Genomic DNA, 22,162 nt, shown 5'->3' on the forward strand with positions numbered 1-22,162 from the left:
CCTATTCCTCCTGGGTGCGGACCGGTGGCAAGGTGAACCAGTAGAACCCATGCCCAGGAAGCGTCAAAAGATACGGAAGTTCCCCAATTGGGGGAAATGGCACGCCGCCCATCGTCTCCACGGGCGAGACGCCGACGAACCTGCGCAGGTCGAGCTCCACCGGCTGAGGGAAGCGAGACAGGTTGTTCACGCAGAGCATCCGGTCGTCGCCCAGCTCGCGCACGAACGCCAGCACGCTCGGGTTGGAGGAGTTGAGCTCGGTGAACTCGCCGAGCCCGAAGACCGGGTGACGCTTGCGGATCTCGATCATCCGGCGGGTCCAGTGGAGCAGCGACCCGGCGTTCTTCTGCTGGGCCTCGACGTTGAGCCCCTGGTAGCCGTAGATCGGGTCCATGATGACCGGCAGGTAGAGGCGGCCGGGGTCGCAGTCGGAGAAGCCCGCGTTGCGGTCGGGGTCCCACTGCATCGGGGTGCGGACGCCGTCGCGGTCGCCGAGCCAGATGTTGTCGCCCATGCCGATCTCGTCGCCGTAGTAGAGCACCGGTGAGCCGGGGAGCGAGAGCAGCAGGGCGGTGAACAGCTCGATCTGGTTGCGGTCGTTCTCCAGCAGGGGAGCCAGCCGGCGACGGATGCCGACGTTCGCCCGCATACGAGGGTCTTTGGCGTATTCGGTGTACATGTAATCGCGTTCTTCGTCCGTCACCATTTCGAGGGTCAACTCATCATGGTTGCGGAGAAAAATCCCCCACTGGCAGTTCTCCGGAATTTTCGGCGTTTGGGCCAAAATTTCGGAAATAGGGTAACGAGACTCCCTGCGGACCGCCATGAAAATGCGCGGCATGAGCGGGAAATGGAAGGCCATGTGGCATTCGTCGCCGCCGCCCACCGGATCGCCGAAATACTCGACCACGTCCGACGGCCACTGGTTGGCCTCGGCCAGCAGCACCCGGTCCGGGTAGAGCCGGTCGACCTCGGCCCGCACCCGCTTGAGGTACTCGTGCGTCCTGGGGAGGTTCTCGCAGTTGGTGCCCTCCTCCTCGAACAGGTAGGGCACCGCGTCCAGCCGGAACCCGTCGATGCCCAGGTCGAGCCAGAAGCGCAGGACCTCCAGCATCGCGTCCTGCACGTCGGGGTTCTCGTAGTTGAGGTCCGGCTGGTGGTGGAAGAACCGGTGCCAGTAGTACTGGCCGCGCACCGGGTCGTAGGTCCAGTTGGACGTCTCGGTGTCGATGAAGATGATCCGGGCGTCGGAGTAGCGCGTGTCGGTGTCTGACCAGACGTAGAAGTCGCCGAACGGCCCCTCGGGGTCGTGGCGTGAGGCCTGGAACCAGGGGTGGGCGTCGCTGGTGTGGTTCATCACCAGGTCGGCGATGACGCGCATGCCGCGCTTGTGCGCCTCTTCGACCAGTCGCACGAAGTCTCCGAGGTCGCCGAACTCGGGGAGGATCTTCATGAAGTCGGCGATGTCGTAGCCGCCGTCACGCAGCGGCGACTCGTACAGGGGGAGGAGCCAGAGGCAGTCGACGCCGAGCCACTGGAGGTAGTCGAGCTTGTCGATGAGGCCGCGGATGTCGCCCGTGCCGTCGCCGTTGGAGTCGGCGAAACCCCTGATCAGCACCTCGTAGAAGACGGCCCGCCGATACCAGTGCGGATCGCGCGGCTTCTCGTCGTCGAAGGTGTTGGGAATGGGTGTGGAGCTCATGAGCTCTCCTCTCGGGTGCTCATGAGGGAGGCGCTTGCACACACAGTTGAAGACTCCCCGCTGAGTTCAGTTCTACCGTGGCGAGGCTCGTACGGTGAGAATGTGGGCCGGCTGGATGTGAGGGTCGAGGCGCACATAGTTGCTCTGCCTCCAACGGTACGACTCGCCCGACAGTTCGTCGTCCACCACGAACTCGGCATTCCAGTCGAGCCCGAGGGCAGGCAGGTCGAGGTCGACAGTGGCCTCGTGCGTATGGTGCGGATCGAGGTTGATCACTGCTATGACGACGTCGCCCAGACCGTGCCGTCGTGTGGCCGCGTCGTAGGCGCCGGGGAGCCGCTTCGAGAAGCAGACGATGTCCGGTTGGTCGACCCGGTGGAACCGTAGGTTACGCAATTCCTGCAGAGCCGGATGGGCTCTTCGGAACAAATTCAGGTGAGTGATGAAGGGCGCCAGGCTGCGGCCTTCTCGCTCCGCGCTGACCCAATCGCGCGGCCGGTACTGGTATTTCTCGCTGTCCAGGTACTCCTCGCTCCCGGGGCGTACCGGGACGTTCTCCGTCAGTTCGTACCCGGCGTAGACCCCCCACGTCGGCGAGGCCAGGGCCGCCAGCACGGCCCGGATCTTGAACGCGGGGACCCCGCCCTGCTGCAGGTACTCGTGGAGGATGTCCGGCGTGTTGACGAACAGGTTGGGCCGCAGGAAGTGGGACGTGGTGTGGGCCAGCTCGGCCAGGTAGTCCTCGACCTCCCACTTGGCGTTCTTCCACGTGTAGTACGTGTAGGACTGGTGGAAGCCGATCTTGGCCAGCGTCTGCATCATCGCCGGCCGGGTGAACGCCTCCGAAAGGAACAGCACGTCCGGGTCGGTGGCGTGCACGTCGGCCATCAGCCGCTCCCAGAACCCCACCGGCTTGGTGTGCGGGTTGTCGACCCGGAAGATCCGCACGCCGTGGTCCATCCAGTGGCGCAGCACCCGCTTGATCTCCGCGTACAGGCCCTCGGGGTCCTTGTCGAAGTTGATCGGGTAGATGTCCTGATACTTCTTGGGCGGGTTCTCGGCGTACGCGATCGTCCCGTCGGCCCGGACCGTGAACCACTCCGGGTGCTCCTTGACCCACGGGTGGTCGGGCGAGCACTGGAGGGCGAAGTCGATCGCCACCTCCATGCCCAGCTCGCGGGTGCGGCCGACGAAGTCGTCGAAGTCGTCGATGGTGCCCAGGTCGGGGTGGACGGCGTCGTGGCCGCCGTCCTCGGAGCCGATAGCCCACGGCGAGCCGGGCTCGTCGGGCTCGGGGCTGAGCGTGTTGTTGCGCCCCTTGCGGAAGGTGTGGCCGATCGGGTGGATCGGCGGCAGGTAGACGACGTCGAAGCCCATCTTGGCGATGGCGGGCAGACGCTTGGCCGCAGTCTGGAAATTTCCGGACTTGGTGATGCCGGAGTCGCTGACCACGGCCCCCTCGGACCGCGGGAAGAACTCGTACCAGGATCCGTAGAGAGCCCGCCGCCTGGCGACCCGCACCTTCTGCTGCTTGGCCCTGGTGACCAGGTCGCGCAGCGGGTGGGCGGTCAGCAGCGAGGCGGTCTCGGGCAACTGCGCGATCGACAGCCGGGCCCGCGGGTCGAGGTCCTCGTCGCGCAGCCGGGCCGCGACGCCGAGCAGCGCGGCCCGGTGGCCGCAGGCGCTCTCGCCGTTGCCGCCGGTCGGGGCCGGGCAGTCGGCCTGCCGCACGGCCTTGGCCGCGCGCTCGAACAGGCGGGCGCCCTCCTCGCACATCAGGTCGGAGTCGAGACCGCGCGGGATCTTGATCTCGGCGTCGTGCAGCCAGCTGGCGATGGGATCGCTCCACGCCTCCACCCGGAAGAGCCACTCGCCCTCGCTCGGGAGACAGACGTCCACGGCCCACCGGTCGGTGCCGGGGGCGATCTCGCGCATCCGTCTCAGCCGGCCGCGCTGCCCGTCGGGCGCGGTCAGGACCACTCCGGCGGCCACGGCGTCATGGCCCTCCCGGAACACGGTCGCCGAGACTTCGAAGGTCTCGCCGGCGACCGCCTTGGCGGGCCACTGCCCGCAGTCGACGACGGGGGAGATGTCCGTGATGGGAATTCGTCCGATCATCGCATTTCAAGGGTTGCGACGGCACTCGGTACCGCCGGAGGCTTTCCTGGCAGGATCGATCCTTGCACGTGAATTGCGGGCAGCAGTGGATAGACCTCCCGAGTGTTCCCCGGGAGAACCTGACATTGGAGAAAGTTGCCCCAATAGTCCATCTTCATGCTTCATCCCGGAAGGGGTTTGAACGCCCAGGCTGGGGGTGAAGGAACCAGACGTTCCTCCTAGCCCGTAGGGTTCACATTGTGAGAGCTATCCGCCGGTTCACCGTCCGGACCGTCCTGCCCGCGGAGCTGGCCGCACTCGGCGAGCTCGTGCACAATCTGCGCTGGTCATGGCACCCAGAGACGTTGGATCTCTTCGCCGAGGTCGATCCCGTCCTCTGGGAGCAGGTCGGCCACGACCCGGTCGCCCTGCTGGGCGCCGTGGGGCCCGACCGGCTGGCCGAGCTGGCCGCCGACCGCCGCTTCCGGCGACGCCTCGCCGACGCGGCCGACGACCTGCGCGAATACATGACCGCGCCGCGGTGGTACCAGACGCTGCCCGACGCCGCCCGGGCCATCGCCTACTTCTCGCCCGAGTACGGCATCGCCGCCGCGCTGCCGCAGTATTCGGGCGGCCTCGGCATCCTGGCCGGCGACCACCTCAAGGCGGCCAGCGACCTCGGCGTGCCGATCCTCGCGGTCGGCCTGCTCTACCGGCACGGCTACTTCACGCAGTCGCTCTCGCCCGAGGGCTGGCAACTGGAGCACTACCCGTCGCTCGACGCCGGCGGCCTGCCGCTGAGCCTGCTCAAGGAGCCCGAGGGCGCCCCGGTCAAGATCCGCATCTCGCTGCCCGGCGAGCGCGTGCTGCACGCCCAGGTCTGGGTGGCGCAGGTCGGACGGGTCCCGCTGCTCCTGCTCGACTCCGACGTGGCCGACAACGACAGCGCCGCCCGCGACGTCACCGACCGGCTCTACGGCGGCGGCAGCGACCACCGGCTGATGCAGGAGCTCCTGCTCGGCGTGGGCGGGGTGCGCGCCATCCGCGCCTTCTGCCGCATCACCGGCAACCCCGACCCCGAGGTCTTCCACACCAACGAGGGCCATGCGGGCTTCCTCGGCCTGGAGCGCATCCGCGAGCTGACCGAGTCCAGGCTCTCCTTCGACGAGGCGCTGGAGGCGGTGCGGGCCGGCACGGTCTTCACCACCCACACCCCGGTGCCCGCCGGCATCGACCGGTTCCCCGTCGACATGATCGCCCGCCAGTTCGGCGGCGACAACGCCTGGCCGACCGTGCCCGTCGAGCGCATCCTGGAGCTCGGCGCCGAGGCCGACCCCGGCCGGTTCAACATGGCCGTCATGGGCATGCGGCTGGCCCAGCGCGTCAACGGCGTGTCCGAGCTGCACGGCGCGGTCAGCCGCGACATGTTCAAGGACCTGTGGCCGGGCTTCGACGTCGACGAGGTGCCGATCGGCTCGATCACCAACGGCGTGCACGCGCCCACCTGGGTCGGCCGCGAGTTCATGGAGCTGGCCGGCCGCGAGCTGCCGTCGCTGCTGGAGCGGGCGCGCGGCTGGGAAGGCGTGCAGAAGATCTCCGACGAGGAGATCTGGGAGATCAGGCGCACGCTCCGCCGCCGCCTGGTCGAGGGGGCGCGGGCGCGGCTGCGCCGGTCGTGGCTCGACCGTGGCGCCTCGCCGGCCGAGCTGGGCTGGATCGACGACGCGCTCGACCCCGACGTGCTGACCATCGGGTTCGCCCGCCGGGTGCCGTCCTACAAGCGGCTCACGCTCATGCTCAGCGACGCCGAGCGGCTGACCGAGCTGCTGCTCGACCCCGACAAGCCGGTGCAGATCCTGATCGCCGGCAAGGCCCACCCGGCCGACGAGGGCGGCAAGAAGCTCATCCAGCAGATCGTCAAGTTCGCCGACCGGCCCGAGGTGCGCCACCGCATCGTCTTCCTGCCCGACTACGACATGGCCCTGGCCCAGCTGCTGGTGCAGGGCTGCGACGTGTGGCTCAACAACCCGCTGCGCCCGCTGGAGGCGTCCGGCACCTCCGGCATGAAGTCGGCGCTCAACGGCGGACTCAACCTGTCCATCCGCGACGGCTGGTGGGACGAGTGGTACGACGGCACCAACGGCTGGGCCATCCCCACCGCCGACGGGGTGACCGACCCCGACCGGCGTGACGAGCTGGAGGCCGCCGCGCTCTACGACCTGATCGAGCACGAGGTGTCCGACCGCTTCTACGACCGGGCCGCCGACGGGCTGCCCCGCCGCTGGATGGAGATGGTCAAGCACACCCTGGCCTCGCTCGGGCCCAAGGTGCTCGCGGGGCGGATGCTCCGCGACTACGTGGTCAACCTCTACCTGCCCGCCGCCAACGCCGCGCGGGCGCTGTCCGCCGACGGGTACGCCCCGGCGCGCGCCTTCGCCGACTGGCGGCTCAAGGTCACCAAGGAGTGGCCGGGCGTCCGGGTCGAGCACGTCGAGGCCTCGGGCGTCGGCGACACGCCTGAGGTGGGGGCGTCGCTGGAGCTGCGGGCCACGATCGTGCTCGGTGACCTGGGGCCCGGCGACGTGCTGGTGGAGGCCGCCTACGGCCGGGTCGGCCCGCACGACGAGCTGGTCCATCCCGAATACACCGAGCTGACCGCCGACGGGGTCGACGACGACGGGCGCGCCCACTACACCGGCGTCGTCCCGCTCAGCCGCACCGGAGCCTTCGGCTACACCGTCCGGGTGGTGCCCAGCCATCCCCTGGTGGCGGCGCGAGCCGAACCGGGCCTCCTCGCGGTTCCCGAGGAGCCGGCCGGCATGACCAACGGCACGCTGCGCTGATTACACGGTGTAGAAAACGGGTCAACCAGCGGCATAATCAGAGACGTGGACGACAGCGGCAACGGCATGCGAGCCGACACCCTGGTGGCCACGGTCCGTGGTGTGCTGCCGTCCCTGACGCCTGCTGCCCGGACCGTCGCCCAGCTGATCCTCGAGGACCCGGCGACGGTGGCCCGCAGCACGATCACGGAGCTGTCGGCGGCGTCGGGCACCAGCGAGGCGACGATCGTGCGCACCGCCCGGCTGCTCGGCTTCGCCGGCTACCCGCAGCTGCGCCTCGCGCTGGCCGCGGCCGCCGCCCAGCCCGACCGGCTGGTGCCCGGTGACCTGGCCCCCGACGACCCGCTGTCGGAGGTCATCCAGAAGGTCGCCAGGGCCGAGTCCGAGGCGATCAACGACACGGTCGCCCAGCTCACCTCCGAGCGGCTCGGCCTCGTCGTCGACGCCATCGTCGGCGCCCGCCGCATCGACGCCTACGGGGTGAGCGCCTCCGGCCTGGTGGCCGAGGACATGGCCCAGAAGCTCATGCGGATCGGCCTGTCCAGCCACGCCTTCCAGGACGCCCACCTGGCGCTGACCAGCGCCGTCCTGCTCCAGGACGGCGACGTGGCCATCGGCATCAGCACCTCCGGCGAGACGCCCGACGTGATCGAGCCGCTGCGGCGGGCGGGGGAGGCGGGCGCGACGACCGTCGCCATCACCAACAACCCCCGCTCGTCCATCGCGGAGCTGGCCGAGCACGTGCTCATCTCGGCCGGGCGCGAGACGGAGTTCCGCCCCGGCGCCCTGGCCAGCCGCATCAGCCAGCTCCTCGTCGTCGACTGCGTGTTCGTCGGCGTGGCCCAGCGCACCTACGACTCCTCGCAGGAGGCGCTGGCCAGCACGAAACGCGCGGTCTCGGAGTTCACCCGGAGAACGACACCCGCACGTCGTCAGCCTTGACGAACATGATCCGGTGCCCGAACTGGATCTGGAGATACTTCGTCCTGCCCCGGACCACCTGGTGGCCGGCCGGGTCGAAGGTGACGGCCCGGTAGTACTCGGCCGCCGCCGGTCCGGCCAGCGTGTACTTCTCGCCCGCCGCGAACGTGTACTGCAGCGGGGTGACCGCCTGATACGGGATGCCCTCGGGGTAGGCCTCCTCCTCCGGATAGGCCCTGCCGTACACCGGCACCGTCTCCAGGCCCGGCTTGGGCGTCACCACGAGCCCCATCGACGGCACGGCCGTCGGCGCGGCTGCCGGGTTGTGGAACCACGCCTTCTGGCCGAGATACCAGATCGCGGTCCAGTCGCCCTGCCGGTCGGCCACCGCGTACCGCTGGCCGGTGCTGGCCCGCGCGCTGTGGTCGTACACGCTGTAGAGAGACTCGCCCGTGGGGTGCTTGCCGATGTCCTTCACCAGCGGCGCGTCCGCGCGCGGCTCGGTGCGCAGCCAGACGGTGTGCGCGGGCAGCGGCGGGCAGGCGGCCTCGGGGTTCTGCCGGTCGCAGCCGTAGAAGTACGGCTTGTTGGTCGCGAAGTCGGGCCTGATCATGACCGAGCCGGAGCGGGGACCGCCGAACGGGTGCAGCGGCGCGCCGAGCAGCTTGAAGTAGTGCGCCCAGTCCCAGAACGGGCCGGGGTCCTCGTGCATCTGGCGCACCGTGGTCGGGAGCGTGCCCGGCACGTTGTCGTGGCCGATGATGTGCGCCCGGTCGAGCGGCACGCCGTGCCGGAAGGCCAGGTAGCGCACCAGCCGGGCGGACGTCCGGTACATCGCCTCGGTGTACCAGGTGTGGCCCTCGGCGAGGAAGCCCTCGTGCTCCAGGCCGATGGACTTGGCGTTGATGTACCAGTTGCCGGCCTGCCAGCCGACGTCCTTGGTCTTGATGTGCTGGGCGATGTGGCCGTCGGTGGAACGCAGCGAGTAGTGCCAGCTCGCCCGGTAGGCCGGGTTCTCCACCAGCCCGATGGACGGGCCGAAGTAGCCCTCCATGTCATGGATGACGATGTAGTCGATCTTCTGCGAGGCGGGGCGGTTCGCCAGGTCGTGGTTGCCGTAGCCGCCGTTGGGCAGCTCGGCGTAGCCGGCCGGGATCCACTCGCACGACACCGTGGGCGGGCACTCCACGCCGTCGCGGCGCGGCGCGCGCAGCCCGAGCTTCTTCAGCCACGCGGTCACCTTGCCCAGGCCGGGCACGGGGTCGAGGGTGACCCGGTGGCCGTCGTCGGTGACCCGCTGCTCGCCCGACTCGATCGTGCCGAAGACCTCGTCGGCGAAGAACTTGGCGGCCTCCTCCTGCTCGGCGCCGGAGTACTTGGCGACCGCGCCGTACCACTGGCCGGGGTCGTCGCTGAGCGGCGCGCCGATCGACTTCTGGTAGTCGGCGAGCAGCGCGGCGCCGCCCCTGATGTTGGCGGCCGGGTCGGTGCGCAGCCGCTCGCGGCTCTCGCCGGTCAGCTCGGCCGCCCGCTCCAGGGTGCGCAGCGCGGCGGGGACCTGCGCCGGCTCCGGCTCCTCGGCGGCCGGCGCGGCGGCTCTGCTGTCGTCGCCGCGCGGGTCCTCCTCGCTCGCGCCGTGGTGGTTCGAGCCGGAGTACGCGGCCGCGTCGGTCAGGTGCATGGGGCCGAAGCCCGCGTTGTTGCTGGGTGTCCCGGCGTGGGAGTCCCAGCGTGACTCGAGGTAGGAGACGCCCAGCAGTACGCTCTCCGGGACCTGGTACTCCTCGGCGGCCGCGGTGAAGGCCGCCTGACGGTCGTCGGGCTCGGCGGCTCGCGCCGCCGTGACGTTGGCTAAGGGCAGGATGGCGACCGCGGCGATCGCCAGCGCTCTGCGCATGTACCGCTCCTTGTGGGGGGCTGTTCGGACCGGAGTCAGCGTCTCAACATTTTCCTTCTCTGGCGATAGTTTTGCGAAGGAAATCTTCATCCTTTGCCGGGAGCGGACCTGCCAGGGCCGGTGGGAAGCCAGGCGATAAGGTCGCAGCATGGCTGAGTTCGTAAGCGTCGAGGTGGCCGACCAGATCGCCACGATCCGACTCGACCGTCCGAAGATGAACGCGCTCAACGCCCAGGTGCAGTTGGAGATCGCCGAGGCGGCCCGCATGACGGACGCCGACCCCGGGGTGCACGCCGTGGTGATCTACGGCGGCGAGCGGGTGTTCGCGGCGGGCGCCGACATCAAGGAGATGGCCGACATGTCGTACGCCGACATGTCGTCACACTCGCGCACCCTGCAAGACTGCTTCACCGCCGTCGCCCGCATCGGCAAGCCGGTCATCGCCGCCGTCACGGGTTACGCGCTCGGCGGCGGCTGCGAGCTCGCCCTGTGCGCCGACTTCCGGGTCGCCGGGGAGTCAGCCAAGCTGGGCCAGCCTGAGATCCAGCTCGGCATCATCCCCGGCGCCGGCGGCACCCAGAGGCTGCCGCGTCTGATCGGCCCGTCCCGCGCCAAGGACCTCATCTACAGCGGGCGCCACGTCCCCGCCGCCGAGGCGCTGGCCATCGGCCTGGTCGACCGGGTCGTGCCCGACGCCGAGGTCTACCAGGCCGCGCGCGACTGGGCCGCCACCTTCACCGGCGGGCCCGCGATCGCGCTGCGGGCCGCCAAGCAGGCGGTCGACCGGGGGCTGGAGGTGGACCTCGACTCCGGCCTGGAGGTCGAGAGGCTCCAGTTCTCAGGCCTGTTCGCGACGGAGGACGCGAAGAACGGCATGAGGGCCTTCGCCGAGAAGTCCATCCCCAAGTTCACCGGCCGCTAGCGCCGCCTGGTCGCCAGCAGGGCGTGGTAGGCGGGCTTGGGCCGCAGGTCCTCGTCGAGGATGCACGCCGCGCCCTCGCCCTCGAACCACCCCGGCACCCACGAGTGCCGGTCGGTGAAGCCCCAGACGGTGAACTCACGGCACGACTTGACGCTCAGGCAGTCGGCCAGCGCCCTGCTGTAGTACTCGGCCTGGGTCGCGAGCTTCTCGGGCGTGACGGGCAGCACCATCCGCACGTCCATCTCGGTGACCGCGATCTCCAGGCCGAGGTCGGCGAAGCTCCGCATGACGTTGGCCCAGTCGCCCGGATAGTCGTACTGGATGCCCAGGTGGCCCTGGAAGCCCATGCCGTCGATCGGCACCCGCTGCGCCTTCAGCTCCTTGACCAGCGCCAGATAGCGGTCGATCTTGGCCCGGTTCCACTCGATGTTGTAGTCGTTCAGGTAGAGCTTGGCGTGCGGGTCGGCCTGACGGGCCCAGCGGAAGGCGTCGGCGATGTAGCCGGGGCCGAGGTGCTCCAGCCAGATGCTCTGGCGCAGGTTGCCCTCGTCGTCGACGATCTCGTTGGCCACGTCCCAGGCCCTGATCTTGCCCTTGTAGCGGCCGACCTGGACGCGGATGTGGTCGCGCAGGATCGTCCTGAGCTCGGCCGGGCCGATCGAGCCGTCCGCCACGCCTTCGGTCAGCCAGGCGGGGAGCTGGTTGTGCCAGATGAGCGTGTGGCCGCGCACCTTCTGGCCGTGGCGGCGCGCGTTGGCGACCACCGCGTCGGCGTCGTCCCAGGTGAAGACGCCGCGTTCGGGCTCGACGCTCTCCCACTTCATCGCGTTCTCGGCGGTGAGGTGGGTGAACTCGCGGTTGAGCACGTGCCGGTAGTCGGACTCCGACCGCAGCGCGGCGACGTCGACCGCGCTGCCGATCCTGATGCCGTTCTTGTGTGCCAGGTCGCGCAGGTCGCGGACGCGGTGACGGCTGTCGGAGACGCCCTGCCCGGACTCGGCGGGCGCGGCCGAGGCGGGCAGGGCGGGCACGGTCAGCGCCAGCGCGAGCGCGACGATCAAAGGTCTCATCGATGGCCTCCGGTGACGATGGTGGTCAGGGCGCGCGGCTGGAGCGTGACGCTCCCGCCCGTGATCGGGGTGCGGGCGAGGTCGTGCGTGCTGTCGGTCAGGTACGCGGTCGCCCTGCCGCGCACGCCGTGCCAGGTGACCGGCTCGGTGCCGGTGTTGATCACCTCGACGACCGTGGATCCGTCACGGTTGCGGAAGGCCGAAACTTTCAGCGCCGGGTTCGGGCTGGTGGCGTCGACCCGGACCGCGCCCGGCCGGATGAACCTGCCGTACGCCGCCAGCGCCCAGAACCGCTTGGCCACCCGGTAGGTCCCCGCCGCGTCGTCGATCTGCATCAGCGCCCTGGTCGCGCCGCGCGAGGCGCCGAACCAGTAGACGTAGGCGTTGGCCCGGCCCAGCGTCATCGCGTCGTGCACGGCCTGGGCGATCGTCATGCCGTCATAGCCGCTGCCGTCGTCCCAGTTCTCGTTCCAGGTGGTGCCGTTGGGGTTCCACTCCGACATCCACACCTTGCGGTTCGTGGGCAGCGGGCCGTCCACGGGGCTCGCGTACGTGTGACCGGTGTGGACCTTGACCCAGCGGCGGGCCTCCGGGTCCGCCTCGATGGCCCGGGTGTAGGCGCGGGCCTCGTCCCAGCCGAAGGAGTCGCAGCACACCACGTTCATGCCTCGGGCGATCGGGCCGAGCACCTTGACGAACGCGGCGGCCTGCTCGGGGGTGAACCGCATGGAGGCGTAGACGGCCGTGTAGTCTGGCTCGTTGGTGAAGGCCAGGTCGGTGATCCGGATGCCTTCCTTCTTGTAGAAGTCGGCGTAGGCGACGAGGTAGCGGGCGTAGGCCTCGGCCCACTCCGGCTTGAGCGTGCCGCCGTTCTTGTCGTCGCCGTTGTCCTTCATGTAGCCGGGGGCGCTCCAGGCGTTGGCGTAGAAGCGCTTGACGCCGTAGCGCTGGGCCTCCTTGGCGACCCACACCTGGCTGTTGTCGTCGCCGTCCCAGACGTACCGCGGCCGCGCGTCCGGGCCGCCGGGGTCCTCCGGCTGGTGGGAGACCATGTGGTCGTACGGGCTGCCGGCCGGGGACGAGCCGATGCCCAGGCGCAGGATGCTCAGGCCGGCTCCCTTGCGCGGGTGGAACCACAGGTCGAGGATCTCGCGCTGCTGCGCGGGCGTGAGCGCCTCCAGCAGTTCGTTGCGCCTGAAGGCCTGCGAGAGGCCGAACCCGTCGATCTCCTGGTGGCGGATGTGTTCCCGGACGGTGACGGCCGGGGGATCACCGTGCGGGGCGGGATTCACGGCGGTGAAGCCGAGCAGGGTGACCGCGACAACGCCTCGTAACATGGCGCCTCCGAAACTTTTCGGAAAGGTGACGATATATTTCGTCAACAGCCGGAAACGTAAAGGGCGGAAGCCGCTTCGTCAACACCCCAGTCAGGAGGCGTCGCGGGGAAACGATGCCGGAGCCATACCGATCCAGCCACAGCCGGGATTCGGCCGTCGGAAGCGCGGGAGGTTACCGACTATCGTGACGTTCCATGAAGCGCGTCCTCGTTCCCGCGCGGCTCCGTCAGGCCGTGCGTTCGTGGTTCGACTCCCGTTACATCTCGATCGCGGACCACCGTCAGGACATCAGGGACGCCCTCTGGGAGGTGCAGACGCTGCGCCGTGAGATGGCCACCCTGCAGGGCGAGGTCGAACGCCTGCGCGCCGCCGTCGAGCGGCGGCCCGGGCAGTCGTCCAAGCAGCAGGCATCGGCCGCCGACGCCCATCGGCTCGCCGGTGACGCCCACCGCCTGGCCAAGGAGACCGCCCAGGCCCTCGACGGCCTGCTGCAGAACGAGGTCCTCATCTGGCAGGCGATCGACGAGCTCAAGTCCCGGCCCCAGAGCGCCGTGTCGCGTCCCCGTGAGGACCAGCGGCCGTGCGCGTGACCTGGGCCGGCGGCCTGCTCACGTTCCGTCTCGACCCCGAGGACGAGATCACCGGCAAGGCCGCCGACGAGTATCCGGTCAAGCTGGCCACCAACTCCTGCACGATCACGAACGTGCCGGACGACGCCCACCCCGACCTGTTCGCCGTCGCCGCCTGGACCGTCGTCGCGCCCTGGACGCGGCGGCGGATCGTCTTCGACCGTGCCGTCTCGGCCGGGCTCGCCGCGGCGCTGTACGACGGCTGGGGCGTCGAGGCCGGGCCGACCGGCGCCGAGCCCCGGCCGGCCGGCGCCACGCTCGCGGTCTCGTACAGCGGCGGAGCCGACTCCGTGGCGGCGGCCGCGATCTACCCCGACGCGCCGTTCGTCCACTTCCGCCGGATGTCGCACCCCCGGGTGCCGAACCGGTGGCCGCACTACCGCTCCGACGTGCTGGCCAAGCTCGCCCAGCAGACCGGACGCCCGCTCACCGTGGTGGGCTCCGACCTGGAGTACACCCTGGCCGAGCCCCGGCCCGGCTATCCGGAGCACCACGCGGTGGCGGCCGGGGCGCTGCTCAACGCCGACCGGCTGGGCCTCGGCGGGCTCGCCTTCGGCTACGAGATCGGCTCGCGCTGGCTCGGCGGCGGCCGCTACCTCCACCGCTTCACCCCCGACAACCCCATGTGGGCCCCCCACGGCAAGTGGGGCAGGCTCTTCGCCGCGGCGGGCGTGCACATCGTGCTGCCCGTCGGCGGCGTGAGCGAGGCGGTCACCATGCGCCTGGCGCTCGGCTCCGACCTCGCCGGCCAGGTCCGCTGGTGCCTCCAGGGCACCGACGGCCCCTGCCGGACCTGCGCCAAGTGCCTCTACAAGGAGCTCATCCAGGCCGCCGTCGAACGCCGCCCGCTCGACACCCCGCTCACCGCCGGCCATCCGCGGGCCAAGAAGTGGCTCCGCCCGCCGCCGTACGGAGGCCAGGAGATGGTCGAGTACGGCCTGGCCCGCATCCCCGGGATCGAGCAGACCCTGTTCGCCGGGTGCCTGGAGTACTTCGACGCCACCGAGGAGTCGATCAGCTGGCTCGACCACTGCTACCCCCCGGCGCTGGACGAGATCCCGGACCCCTGGCGCGAGCGGGCGGTCTCCTTCATGACCGGCGAGGTCGGGCTCATGACGGAGAAGGAAGCCCACCGCGTGGAAACCTGGGGCTCCTGATTCGTAGCGGCAGCCAGTGAGGGAGTGAGCGATGAGGGTCTACCTGTCCGTCGACATGGAAGGGGTCACCGGCCTGACCGACCCCGAGGAGATGCACGCGGGCAAGCGCGGGTACGACCGCGGCTGCGAGCTGATGACGGCCGACGCGAACGCCGCCGTCGAGGGGGCGTTCGCCGCCGGGGCCGGGAAGGTCCTGGTGAACGACGCCCACGGGTCGACCAAGAACCTCCGGATCGACCTGCTCGACCGGCGGGCGACCCTGATCAGGGGGCCGGGCAAGGCGCAGCGGATGGCGCAGGGGCTCGACGGGTCCTTCCAGGCCGCGGGCTTCGTCGGCTATCACGCGCGGGCCGGGGTGAGCCACGGGGTGCTCAACCACACGTGGATGGGCAAGGAGATCCAGAACGTCTACCTCAACGGCGAGGTCGCCGGGGAGACCCGGGTGGTGGCGGCCTGCGCCGGGTTCCACGGCGTGCCGGTGGTGCTGGTCACCGGTGACGAGGCCGTCGGCGAGGAGGCCCGCGAGCTGCTCGGCGACGTCGAGACGGTGGCGGTCAAGAAGGGGATCGACAAGTTCTCCGCCGAGCTGCTGCCGCCGGCGGTGGCCCAGCAACGCATCCGTGAGGGTATGGCCAGGGCGCTCAGCAGGTTGAGCGACTTCACGCCCTACCGGCTCGATCCCCCGTACACGCTGGGTGTGGAGTGGAACTCGACCGCCATCGCGGCGGCCGTGGGGCTCATTCCCGGGGTGAAGGCGGCGGGGACGCGGCACACCGAGTTCACCACGGACGACTTCACCCAGATCATGGCCCTGTTCGGGATCTTCGCCACCATCGGCGGCCAGGTGGCGTGCGGCAGTGGCCCGTACGGCTGAGGGGGCTCGCGAGAGGACCGGCGAGGTGCGGTCGTAGGGTTCCAGCGTTCGGGCGGCGCCCGGCTTCTGATGGATTGCGACATTCCGGAGGTGGCCAGGCCGTCCGGGCGGCAGCATGGGCGGATTCGCAACGCCGCGCCGGGTGACGGCGCGGCCGGGCCGGAAGGGAGGTGGCATGGACGGCGCGGTTCTGACCAGGCGCGGGCTGCTCGTGGGGATCGGGGCGGCCGGCGGCGCCGGCGCCATGTACGCCGCCATGGGGGCGCTGGGGCTGGCCCCCGACCAGCAGGACAAGGCCTTCACCCCGCCCAGGACCGGCGACTTCTCCCTGCAGGGGCGCGCCGCGGCCAAGGTGGTGATCCTCGGCGCCGGGGTGGCCGGGCTGACCGCCGCCTACGAGCTCGGCAAGGCGGGCTACGACTGCACGCTGCTGGAGGCCAGGGCCAAGGCCGGCGGGCGCAACCTCACCCTGCGCGGCGGCGACCGGCTGCCCGAGCTGAACGGCCCCACCCAGGAGGTCAAGCTGGGCGAGGGCGTCTACTTCAACGCCGGCCCGGCCCGGATCGCCCAGTGGATGGTGACCCTCGACTACTGCCGCGAGCTGGGCATCCCCATCGAGACCTTCGTCAACAGGAACTCCCAGGCCTACATCCACAACAACGGCCAGACCGTGCGCTCCGGCACCGCCCGCGCCGACATGTACGGCTACGTCGCCGAGCTGCTCGCCAAGGCGGCCGACCGCGGCGCCCTCGACAGGAAGCTCACTGCCGAGGACCGGGAGCGGCTGCTCAGCTTCCTGCGCCGGTTCGGCGACCTGGGCCCCAAGCTCGACTATGAGGGCACCACCCGGCGCGGCTACATCGACCCTCCCGACCTCGACGCGGGCACCCCGCTCGGCCCGCCCGCGAGCCTGCGTCAGGTGCTCGCCATGGGCACCGGCTGGGCCATCACCAACGACTTCGGCTACGACCAGGCCACCCCCATGTTCCAGCCCGCCGGCGGCATGGACATGATCGTCACCAAGCTGGCCGAGGCCGTCGGCGAGGACCGGATCACCACCGGCGCCAAAGTCACCAAGATCACCAACCTGCCCGACGGGGTCGAGGTGACCTGGGACGGCGGCAGCCTCAAGGCCGACTACTGCATCGCCACCCTGCCTCCCCACCTGCTCGCCAAGATCCCGCACAACCTGGGCGCCCAGATCACCGCCGCCCTGCGCCTGCCCACGCCGGTGGCCACCGGGAAGATCGGCCTGGAGTACGACCGCCGCTGGTGGGAGCTGGAGGACCGGATCTACGGCGGCATCACCGAGACCGACCTGGACATCACCCACCTCTGGTACCCGTCGCACGACTACCACGCCCGGCGCGGCCTGCTGATCGGCTACTACAACGTCGGCCCCGCCGCCGAGCTGTACGGCGCGCTCACCCCGGAGGACCGCCGCAGGCGCGCGCTCACCCAGGGCAAGAAGATCCACGGCGAGAAGTACCGCACCGGTGTCCTGTCCGACGTCTCCATCGCCTGGGAACGACAGGAGCACATCCAGGGCGGCTGGGTCGGCTGGCCCGGCTTTGATTCGTCCTTCACTCTTCTGCAACGCCCGAGCGGAAGGGTCTACTTCGCGGGCGACTGGCTCACCCGGCTGGTCGCCTGGCAGGCGGGATCGATGGAATCGGCCCGCAGCGTCGTCACTGAGCTGCACCAGCGCGTCCTGCGGTCCCCCTGACACCGCACGCTGCTCGTGGGACCGGCGTAGGGTCCTGGGAGGAGCGAACGAGGAGAGGGAATGACGTTGCACTGGCTACCCGCCGCCGACCGGGCCGACCTCATGGCCGACCCGGTGGCGCGGGCGATCGGGCAGGTGGAGGGCGCGCGGGTCGCGCAGATCGACCCCGACCTGGCCGACACGGCCGCGTTCTGCGAGCGCTACGGCGTGGCCATGGCCGACTCGGCCAACTGCGTGGTCGTCGCCGCCAGACGCGGTGGCGAGGTCCGCTACGCCGCCTGCATGGTGCTCGCCACCACGCGGGCCGACGTCAACGGCGTGGTGCGGCGGCATCTCGGCGCCCGCAAGGCCAGCTTCGCCCCGATGGACGAGGCGGTCGAGCTCACCGGGATGGAGTACGGCGGCATCACCCCGGTCGGGCTGCCCGCCGACTGGCCGATCCTGGTCGACACCCAGGTCGCCGAGCGCGCCGAGGTGGTCATCGGCAGCGGCGTGCGCCGGTCCAAGCTCGCCGTCGCCGGAGCCGCCCTGGCAGCGCTGAAGGGAGCGGAAGTCCTCTCGCTGGCCACCTGACGACCCCGCAGCGCGGGGAGGGCCGATCGGGCACGAGGGGAGCCACCGTTTCCGAACCGAGACCGTTGGATGGGAAACCAATGACCCCGATCTGGACGTTGTACGAGTGGGAATGTGGCCTCGTGGTTCATCTCGTGGGCGGGGATTAAGCCGGTATGGTGCTTCATGCCATGAACGATGACCGACTCGGCCCCTACCGGCTGCTCAGACGGCTGGGCGAGGGCGGAATGGGCGTTGTCCACCTCGCCGTCGACCCCCAGGGGCGTCAGGTGGCGGTCAAGGTCCTGCGCACCGAGGTCGCCGGTGACGAGGTCGCCAGGCGGCGGCTCTCGCGCGAGGTCGAGACGATGCGGCGGGTGCGCAGCAAGTACATCGCCGAGGTGCTCGACGCCGATGTGACCGGTCATCGCCCCTACATCGTCACCCGCTACGTCGCCGGCCGCTCGCTCGACGAGATCGTCAAGAACGACGGCCCGCTCGACCTGCCCGCGCTGCTCAAGGTCGGCCACGGGGTGGCCGCCGCGCTGGCCGCCGTCCACGCGGTCGGCGTGATCCACCGCGACCTCAAGCCGGGCAACGTGCTGATCCTCGACGGCGAGCCGGTGCTGATCGACTTCGGCATCGCGCAGGCGGTCGACGCGACCCGGCTGACCCAGACCGGCATGTTCATCGGCACCCCCGGCTACCTCGCACCGGAGATCATCGAAGGGCAGGAGGCCGGGCCCGAGGTCGACATCCACGCCTGGGCCGGCACGCTCCTCTACTCGGGCACCGGCCAGCCGCCGTTCGGCAAGGGCACGCTGGAGATGGTGTTCTACAACATCACCGCGGGCAAGGCCGACGTGAGCGCGGCCCCGGCGGCGCTGCAGCCGCTGCTCAAGAGCGCCTTCCAGCGCAACCCCGCCAAGCGGCCGAAGGCGGCGGAGCTGGCCGAGCAGGTGGCCAGGCTGATGCCCAAGGCCGGGCTGTCGGCGCCCGACGAGATCTCCACGGTGCCGCATCCCGACGTCAACGTGACGCCTCCGTACGACGGGCCCACCACGCCCGCGCCCGGCCGCGACCAGGGCGGGCCGCGCGGCGTGCCCTCCGGCCCGCCGGGCGGCAGCGGCCCCCAGCCCGCGTTCCCGGGCACCGGCTCGCACGCCCCGCACGGCCTCGCGGCCGGCGCGGCGGGTGCGGCGGGCAGCGGGGCGCACAGCCTGCTCTCCGGCCCGCAGGGCCCTGACAAGACGCCTCCGGGCAGCGGTCCGCAGAACCCGCCGTACGGATCGGGCCCGCCCCAGAGCCTGCTCGGCGGCCCCGGCCGTCCCAGCGGCCCTGGCGGCGCCAGCGGTCCTGGCGGCCCTGGCGGTCCCAGCAGCGCCGGCGGCCCTGGCGGTCCCGGCGGTCCCGGTGGCGTCGGCTCTTCCGGTCCGGGCACCGGGTCACAGGCTCCGGGCACCGGGGCTCAGGAGGGCGGCGACAAGCCGGCGTGGGAGGTCTCCACGCCGCCCATGACCCCGCGCAGGCTCGTCGAGGGCCAGGACCCGCTCGTCCCGCCGCCGTCCCCTGATCAGCAGTACGTCTCGCTGCTGCCCGGTCAGGGCGACCCGTGGCCGACGCGCCGGGTGAGCCCCGAGGAGCTGCGCCAGATGCAGCGCGAGGCCCAGCCGATCGCCCCCTGGCAGCAGCACCCGGGCCCCGGCGGTCAGCCGGCCGGTCAGCCGACGGGCTCGCCGACCGGCCACCCCGCCGGCCACCCCGCCGGCCCTCCGGCCAACCACCACATGCCGGAGGCCGACGTGCCGACCCGGCGGGTGCGGCCCGATCCGCAGGACGTGCCGACCAGGCGGGTGCGCCCCGAGGCGCCCGACTACGGCAGGGGCGCCCCGGTGCCGCCGCCTCCGTACATCCCGCCGCAGGCCCAGTTCCCGCCCGACCCGCAGACCAAGCGCGAGCCGTTCATCCCCGGCGCCCGCCCCGGTCAGGTGCTGCAGCGTTCGGCCGCCTACGGGGTGGCGAGCGCGATGCTGCTCATCCTCATGATCGTGCTGGCCGCGCGGGCGCCGGTGCTGGTGGCCGTGGTGTGCCTGCCGTTCGCGGTGCTGCTGCGCGCCGCCGACCTCGCCCAGCCCGAGCTGGCCGCCCGCCGCTCGACGGGCTCGGCGGCGCTGGACGTGATCAGGGTGTTCGCACACCCGAAGGCACTGGCCAAGTCGGTGGGCATCACGCTGGCCCTGACGCCCTACGCGATCATCCTCGGTTCGCCCGTGACGCTCCTGCTCACGGTGCTGGCCGGGATGCGCCTGGAGAACTCGCTGGCCTGGGGCGCGGGGGTGGCGCTGTGGACGCTCTGCGCCGGCCCCGGAGTCGAGGGCCCGGGGCGTCAGATGCGCAGAACTCTCTCATCGCTCGTACCCTCGAGAACAACGGCGATGGTGATGGCCGGAGCGCTCGTGGCGATGGTCGCGCTTTCGTCCATCCTCGCCGCCGGCACGTTCGGGGACAACGCGAAGGGGGCCGTATGGACTCCGGTGGACGTCAAGCCCGTGGTCGATCAGCTGAAGAAGTGGACGGAGGATCCGGGGGGATGACGCGGGGACGATGGCGATGAGCGCGGGCAACACCCAGACGCCAGAGCGGCTAGGCCCCTACCGGCTGGTCCGCAAGATCGGCGAGGGTGGCATGGGCGTGGTCCACCTCGGCCTCGACGGTGACGGCCGCGAGGTCGCCATCAAGGTCCTGCACCCGCACGTCGCCGCCGACCTCAAGGCGCGCGACCGGCTCACCCGCGAGGTCGAGACGATGCGCCGGGTGCGCAGCCCGCACGTCGCGGAGGTGCTCGACGCGGAGCTGGTGGGGGGCCAGCCGTACGTGGTGACCCGGTTCGCGCCGGGCCGCACGCTCGAGGAGACCGTGCTGTCCGACGGGCCGCTCGACGCGCGCCAGCTCATCAGGCTCGCGCAGGGCCTGTGCCAGGCGCTGGTGGCCATCCACGCGGCCGACGTGATCCACCGCGACTTCAAGCCGTCCAACGTTATGCTCGTCGACGGCGAGCCGCTGGTCATCGACTTCGGCATCGCCCACCTGGTGAACGCGACCCGGCTGACCCAGACGGGCATGTTCGTCGGCACGCCCGGCTATCTGGCGCCGGAGATCATCCGCGACACCGACATCACGCAGCGGGCCGACGTGCACTCGCTGGCCTCGACGGTGTTCTTCGCCGCGACCGGGGCGCCGCCGTTCGGCACCGGGTCGTTCGAGGCCGTGTGCTTCAACATCATGGAAGGGCGGGCGCAGCTCGACAAGGCGCCCCCGTGGCTGCGCGGCTGGCTGAGCCGCGCGCTCCAGGTCGACCCGGCGGCCCGGCCGGACGCCCGCGAGCTGCTGCGCACGGCCAGGGCGCTCGACCCGGCGGTCACCACGTTCAACGAGTCACCGCCCGAGGAGCGGCCGGGGGTGACGAAGCGGCTGCTCGGTCGTACGAAGATGATGGAGACGTTCTCCGACCTGCTGCCGCCCGTCCGGTACGAACGGCCGACCCGGCCGGCTCGCGAGGAGAAGCCGCCGCCGTACGTGCCCGCGCCGGTCACGCCCCGGCCGCCCCGCCCGGACCAGCGGGTGGCGGGCTATCCCGCGCCGCCGCCCGCCTACGCCCAGCAGCAGCGGGCGCAGGTCCAGCCGGCGCCGCGCACCTACGCGCCGCCCGCGCCGCGGCCCCACACGCCGCCCGGCGAGCGCAAGCGCTATCTCGTGGGCAGCCAGTTCGTCGCGCTGCTGGCGCTGGTGACGCTGATCGCGCTGGCGGTGATGATGCCGGTCATGGTGAGCGCGATCGCCATCGTGCTGGCGCTGGTGCTGCGGGTGGGCGAATACCTGTTCGGCGACATGGTGCAGCGTCGCCAGGTGCGCGGCAGCAGTGCCGCCGACCCGCTGCTCGTGGTGGTGGGCACGCCGTGGGCGCTGGTCAAGGCCACGCTGGTGAGCGTGGTGCAGGTGCCGCTGGCGATCCTGTTCGGCGTGTGCGTGTGGGGCGTGCTGCGCTGGGGCGGCGGGATGGGCGTCAACGAGGCGGCCGCCTACGGGGCCGGCGCGCTGGTGGCCGGCCTGTTCGTGCTGCCCGGCGGCGGCTCGCCGCGCAAGGCGGTCACCCGCACGTTGACGAGCGTGCTGCGCTCGCCGGGCGCGGCCACGATCGCCGCCCTGGTGATGGGCACGATCGCGCTGTTCGCGGTGATGTACGCGCTCGGCGGCACGCCCTCGTGGGAGCCGTGGCGGGCCCCCGAGACCGTCATCGAGGAGCTCACCACCCGCGCCCAGGACAGCGCGATGGGGCTGATCACGGGCCTGATCGACGACCTGATGAGAGAGCTGGGGCTGGGCTTCCTGTCACCCTGGTCGTGAGTGTCCCCGGCGCCCGGCGTGGGGAGAAGTA

The 22,162-nt window shown here is 71.0% G+C and carries 15 protein-coding genes; 10 read left to right on the top strand and 5 right to left on the bottom strand.

The genetic code is table 11. The annotated features are described in order from the left end of the window. Position 1: 1 nt before the first annotated feature. Positions 2–1,702 (bottom strand): maltose alpha-D-glucosyltransferase, encoded by a 1,701-nt coding sequence (treS, locus tag ACGFI7_RS18955; RefSeq protein WP_393405944.1) that lies wholly within the window; start codon positions 1,700–1,702, stop codon positions 2–4. Positions 1,703–1,774: 72 nt separating this feature from the next. Next, complete coding sequence (locus ACGFI7_RS18960; RefSeq protein ID WP_393405946.1) at positions 1,775–3,820, bottom strand: alpha-1,4-glucan--maltose-1-phosphate maltosyltransferase; 2,046 nt, start codon at positions 3,818–3,820, stop codon at positions 1,775–1,777. 239 nt (positions 3,821–4,059) lie between these two features. Here ACGFI7_RS18960 and glgP point away from each other — a divergent pair, with 239 nt between their 5' ends. After that, entirely contained in the window at positions 4,060–6,642 is a 2,583-nt protein-coding gene (gene glgP, locus ACGFI7_RS18965; protein ID WP_393405948.1) for an alpha-glucan family phosphorylase, read from the top strand. 45 nt (positions 6,643–6,687) lie between these two features. Then, positions 6,688–7,584, top strand: coding sequence for a MurR/RpiR family transcriptional regulator (locus tag ACGFI7_RS18970; protein WP_393405950.1), 897 nt, complete (start codon positions 6,688–6,690; stop codon positions 7,582–7,584). On the opposite strand, the gene ACGFI7_RS18975 is transcribed toward ACGFI7_RS18970, so the two are convergent. Continuing rightward, entirely contained in the window at positions 7,547–9,460 is a 1,914-nt protein-coding gene (locus ACGFI7_RS18975; RefSeq protein WP_393405952.1) for an N-acetylmuramoyl-L-alanine amidase, read from the bottom strand. The genes ACGFI7_RS18970 and ACGFI7_RS18975 overlap by 38 nt on opposite strands. A 148-nt stretch (positions 9,461–9,608) precedes the next feature. Between ACGFI7_RS18975 and ACGFI7_RS18980 the strand changes: the two genes are divergently transcribed. After that, positions 9,609–10,382 carry an enoyl-CoA hydratase/isomerase family protein gene (locus ACGFI7_RS18980; RefSeq protein ID WP_393405954.1) on the top strand — a complete coding sequence of 258 codons (774 nt, stop codon included), beginning with the start codon at positions 9,609–9,611 and terminating at the stop codon, positions 10,380–10,382. Here ACGFI7_RS18980 and ACGFI7_RS18985 read toward each other — a convergent pair. Together ACGFI7_RS18985 and ACGFI7_RS18990 are read right to left on the bottom strand one after the other, a co-directional pair. Next, the gene (locus tag ACGFI7_RS18985) at positions 10,379–11,452 is read right to left on the bottom strand and encodes an endo-1,4-beta-xylanase (protein WP_393405956.1); all 1,074 of its coding nucleotides are present in this window, start codon (positions 11,450–11,452) and stop codon (positions 10,379–10,381) included. The two genes, ACGFI7_RS18980 and ACGFI7_RS18985, sit on opposite strands and share 4 nt — an antisense overlap. Next, entirely contained in the window at positions 11,449–12,789 is a 1,341-nt protein-coding gene (locus tag ACGFI7_RS18990; protein WP_393405958.1) for a glycoside hydrolase, read from the bottom strand. Before ACGFI7_RS18990 ends, ACGFI7_RS18985 begins: the two co-directional genes overlap by 4 nt. A gap of 194 nt (positions 12,790–12,983) precedes the next feature. Here ACGFI7_RS18990 and ACGFI7_RS18995 point away from each other — a divergent pair, with 194 nt between their 5' ends. From ACGFI7_RS18995 to ACGFI7_RS19025, 7 genes are all read left to right on the top strand, one after another. After that, positions 12,984–13,379, top strand: a complete 396-nt coding sequence (locus ACGFI7_RS18995; RefSeq protein ID WP_393405960.1) for a hypothetical protein — start codon at positions 12,984–12,986, stop codon at positions 13,377–13,379. Further along, positions 13,370–14,575: a DUF6395 domain-containing protein gene (locus tag ACGFI7_RS19000; RefSeq protein ID WP_393405962.1), complete on the top strand. Its 1,206-nt coding sequence runs from the start codon at positions 13,370–13,372 to the stop codon at positions 14,573–14,575. Before ACGFI7_RS18995 ends, ACGFI7_RS19000 begins: the two co-directional genes overlap by 10 nt. Positions 14,576–14,606: 31 nt before the next feature. Continuing rightward, entirely contained in the window at positions 14,607–15,449 is an 843-nt protein-coding gene (locus ACGFI7_RS19005; protein ID WP_393405964.1) for a M55 family metallopeptidase, read from the top strand. 175 nt (positions 15,450–15,624) lie between these two features. Next, positions 15,625–17,175: a flavin monoamine oxidase family protein gene (locus tag ACGFI7_RS19010; RefSeq protein WP_393405966.1), complete on the top strand. Its 1,551-nt coding sequence runs from the start codon at positions 15,625–15,627 to the stop codon at positions 17,173–17,175. 60 nt (positions 17,176–17,235) lie between these two features. Continuing rightward, the gene (locus ACGFI7_RS19015) at positions 17,236–17,748 is read left to right on the top strand and encodes a YbaK/EbsC family protein (RefSeq protein WP_393405968.1); all 513 of its coding nucleotides are present in this window, start codon (positions 17,236–17,238) and stop codon (positions 17,746–17,748) included. A gap of 170 nt (positions 17,749–17,918) precedes the next feature. Continuing rightward, complete coding sequence (locus ACGFI7_RS19020; protein WP_393405970.1) at positions 17,919–20,321, top strand: protein kinase; 2,403 nt, start codon at positions 17,919–17,921, stop codon at positions 20,319–20,321. Between the two features lie 16 nt (positions 20,322–20,337). Next, the gene (locus ACGFI7_RS19025) at positions 20,338–22,131 is read left to right on the top strand and encodes a protein kinase (RefSeq protein WP_393405972.1); all 1,794 of its coding nucleotides are present in this window, start codon (positions 20,338–20,340) and stop codon (positions 22,129–22,131) included. The last annotated feature ends 31 nt before the right edge of the window (positions 22,132–22,162 follow it).

The organism is Nonomuraea sp. NPDC048826 (genome assembly GCF_043198225.1).
Taxonomy (GTDB): Bacteria; Actinomycetota; Actinomycetes; order Streptosporangiales; family Streptosporangiaceae; genus Nonomuraea.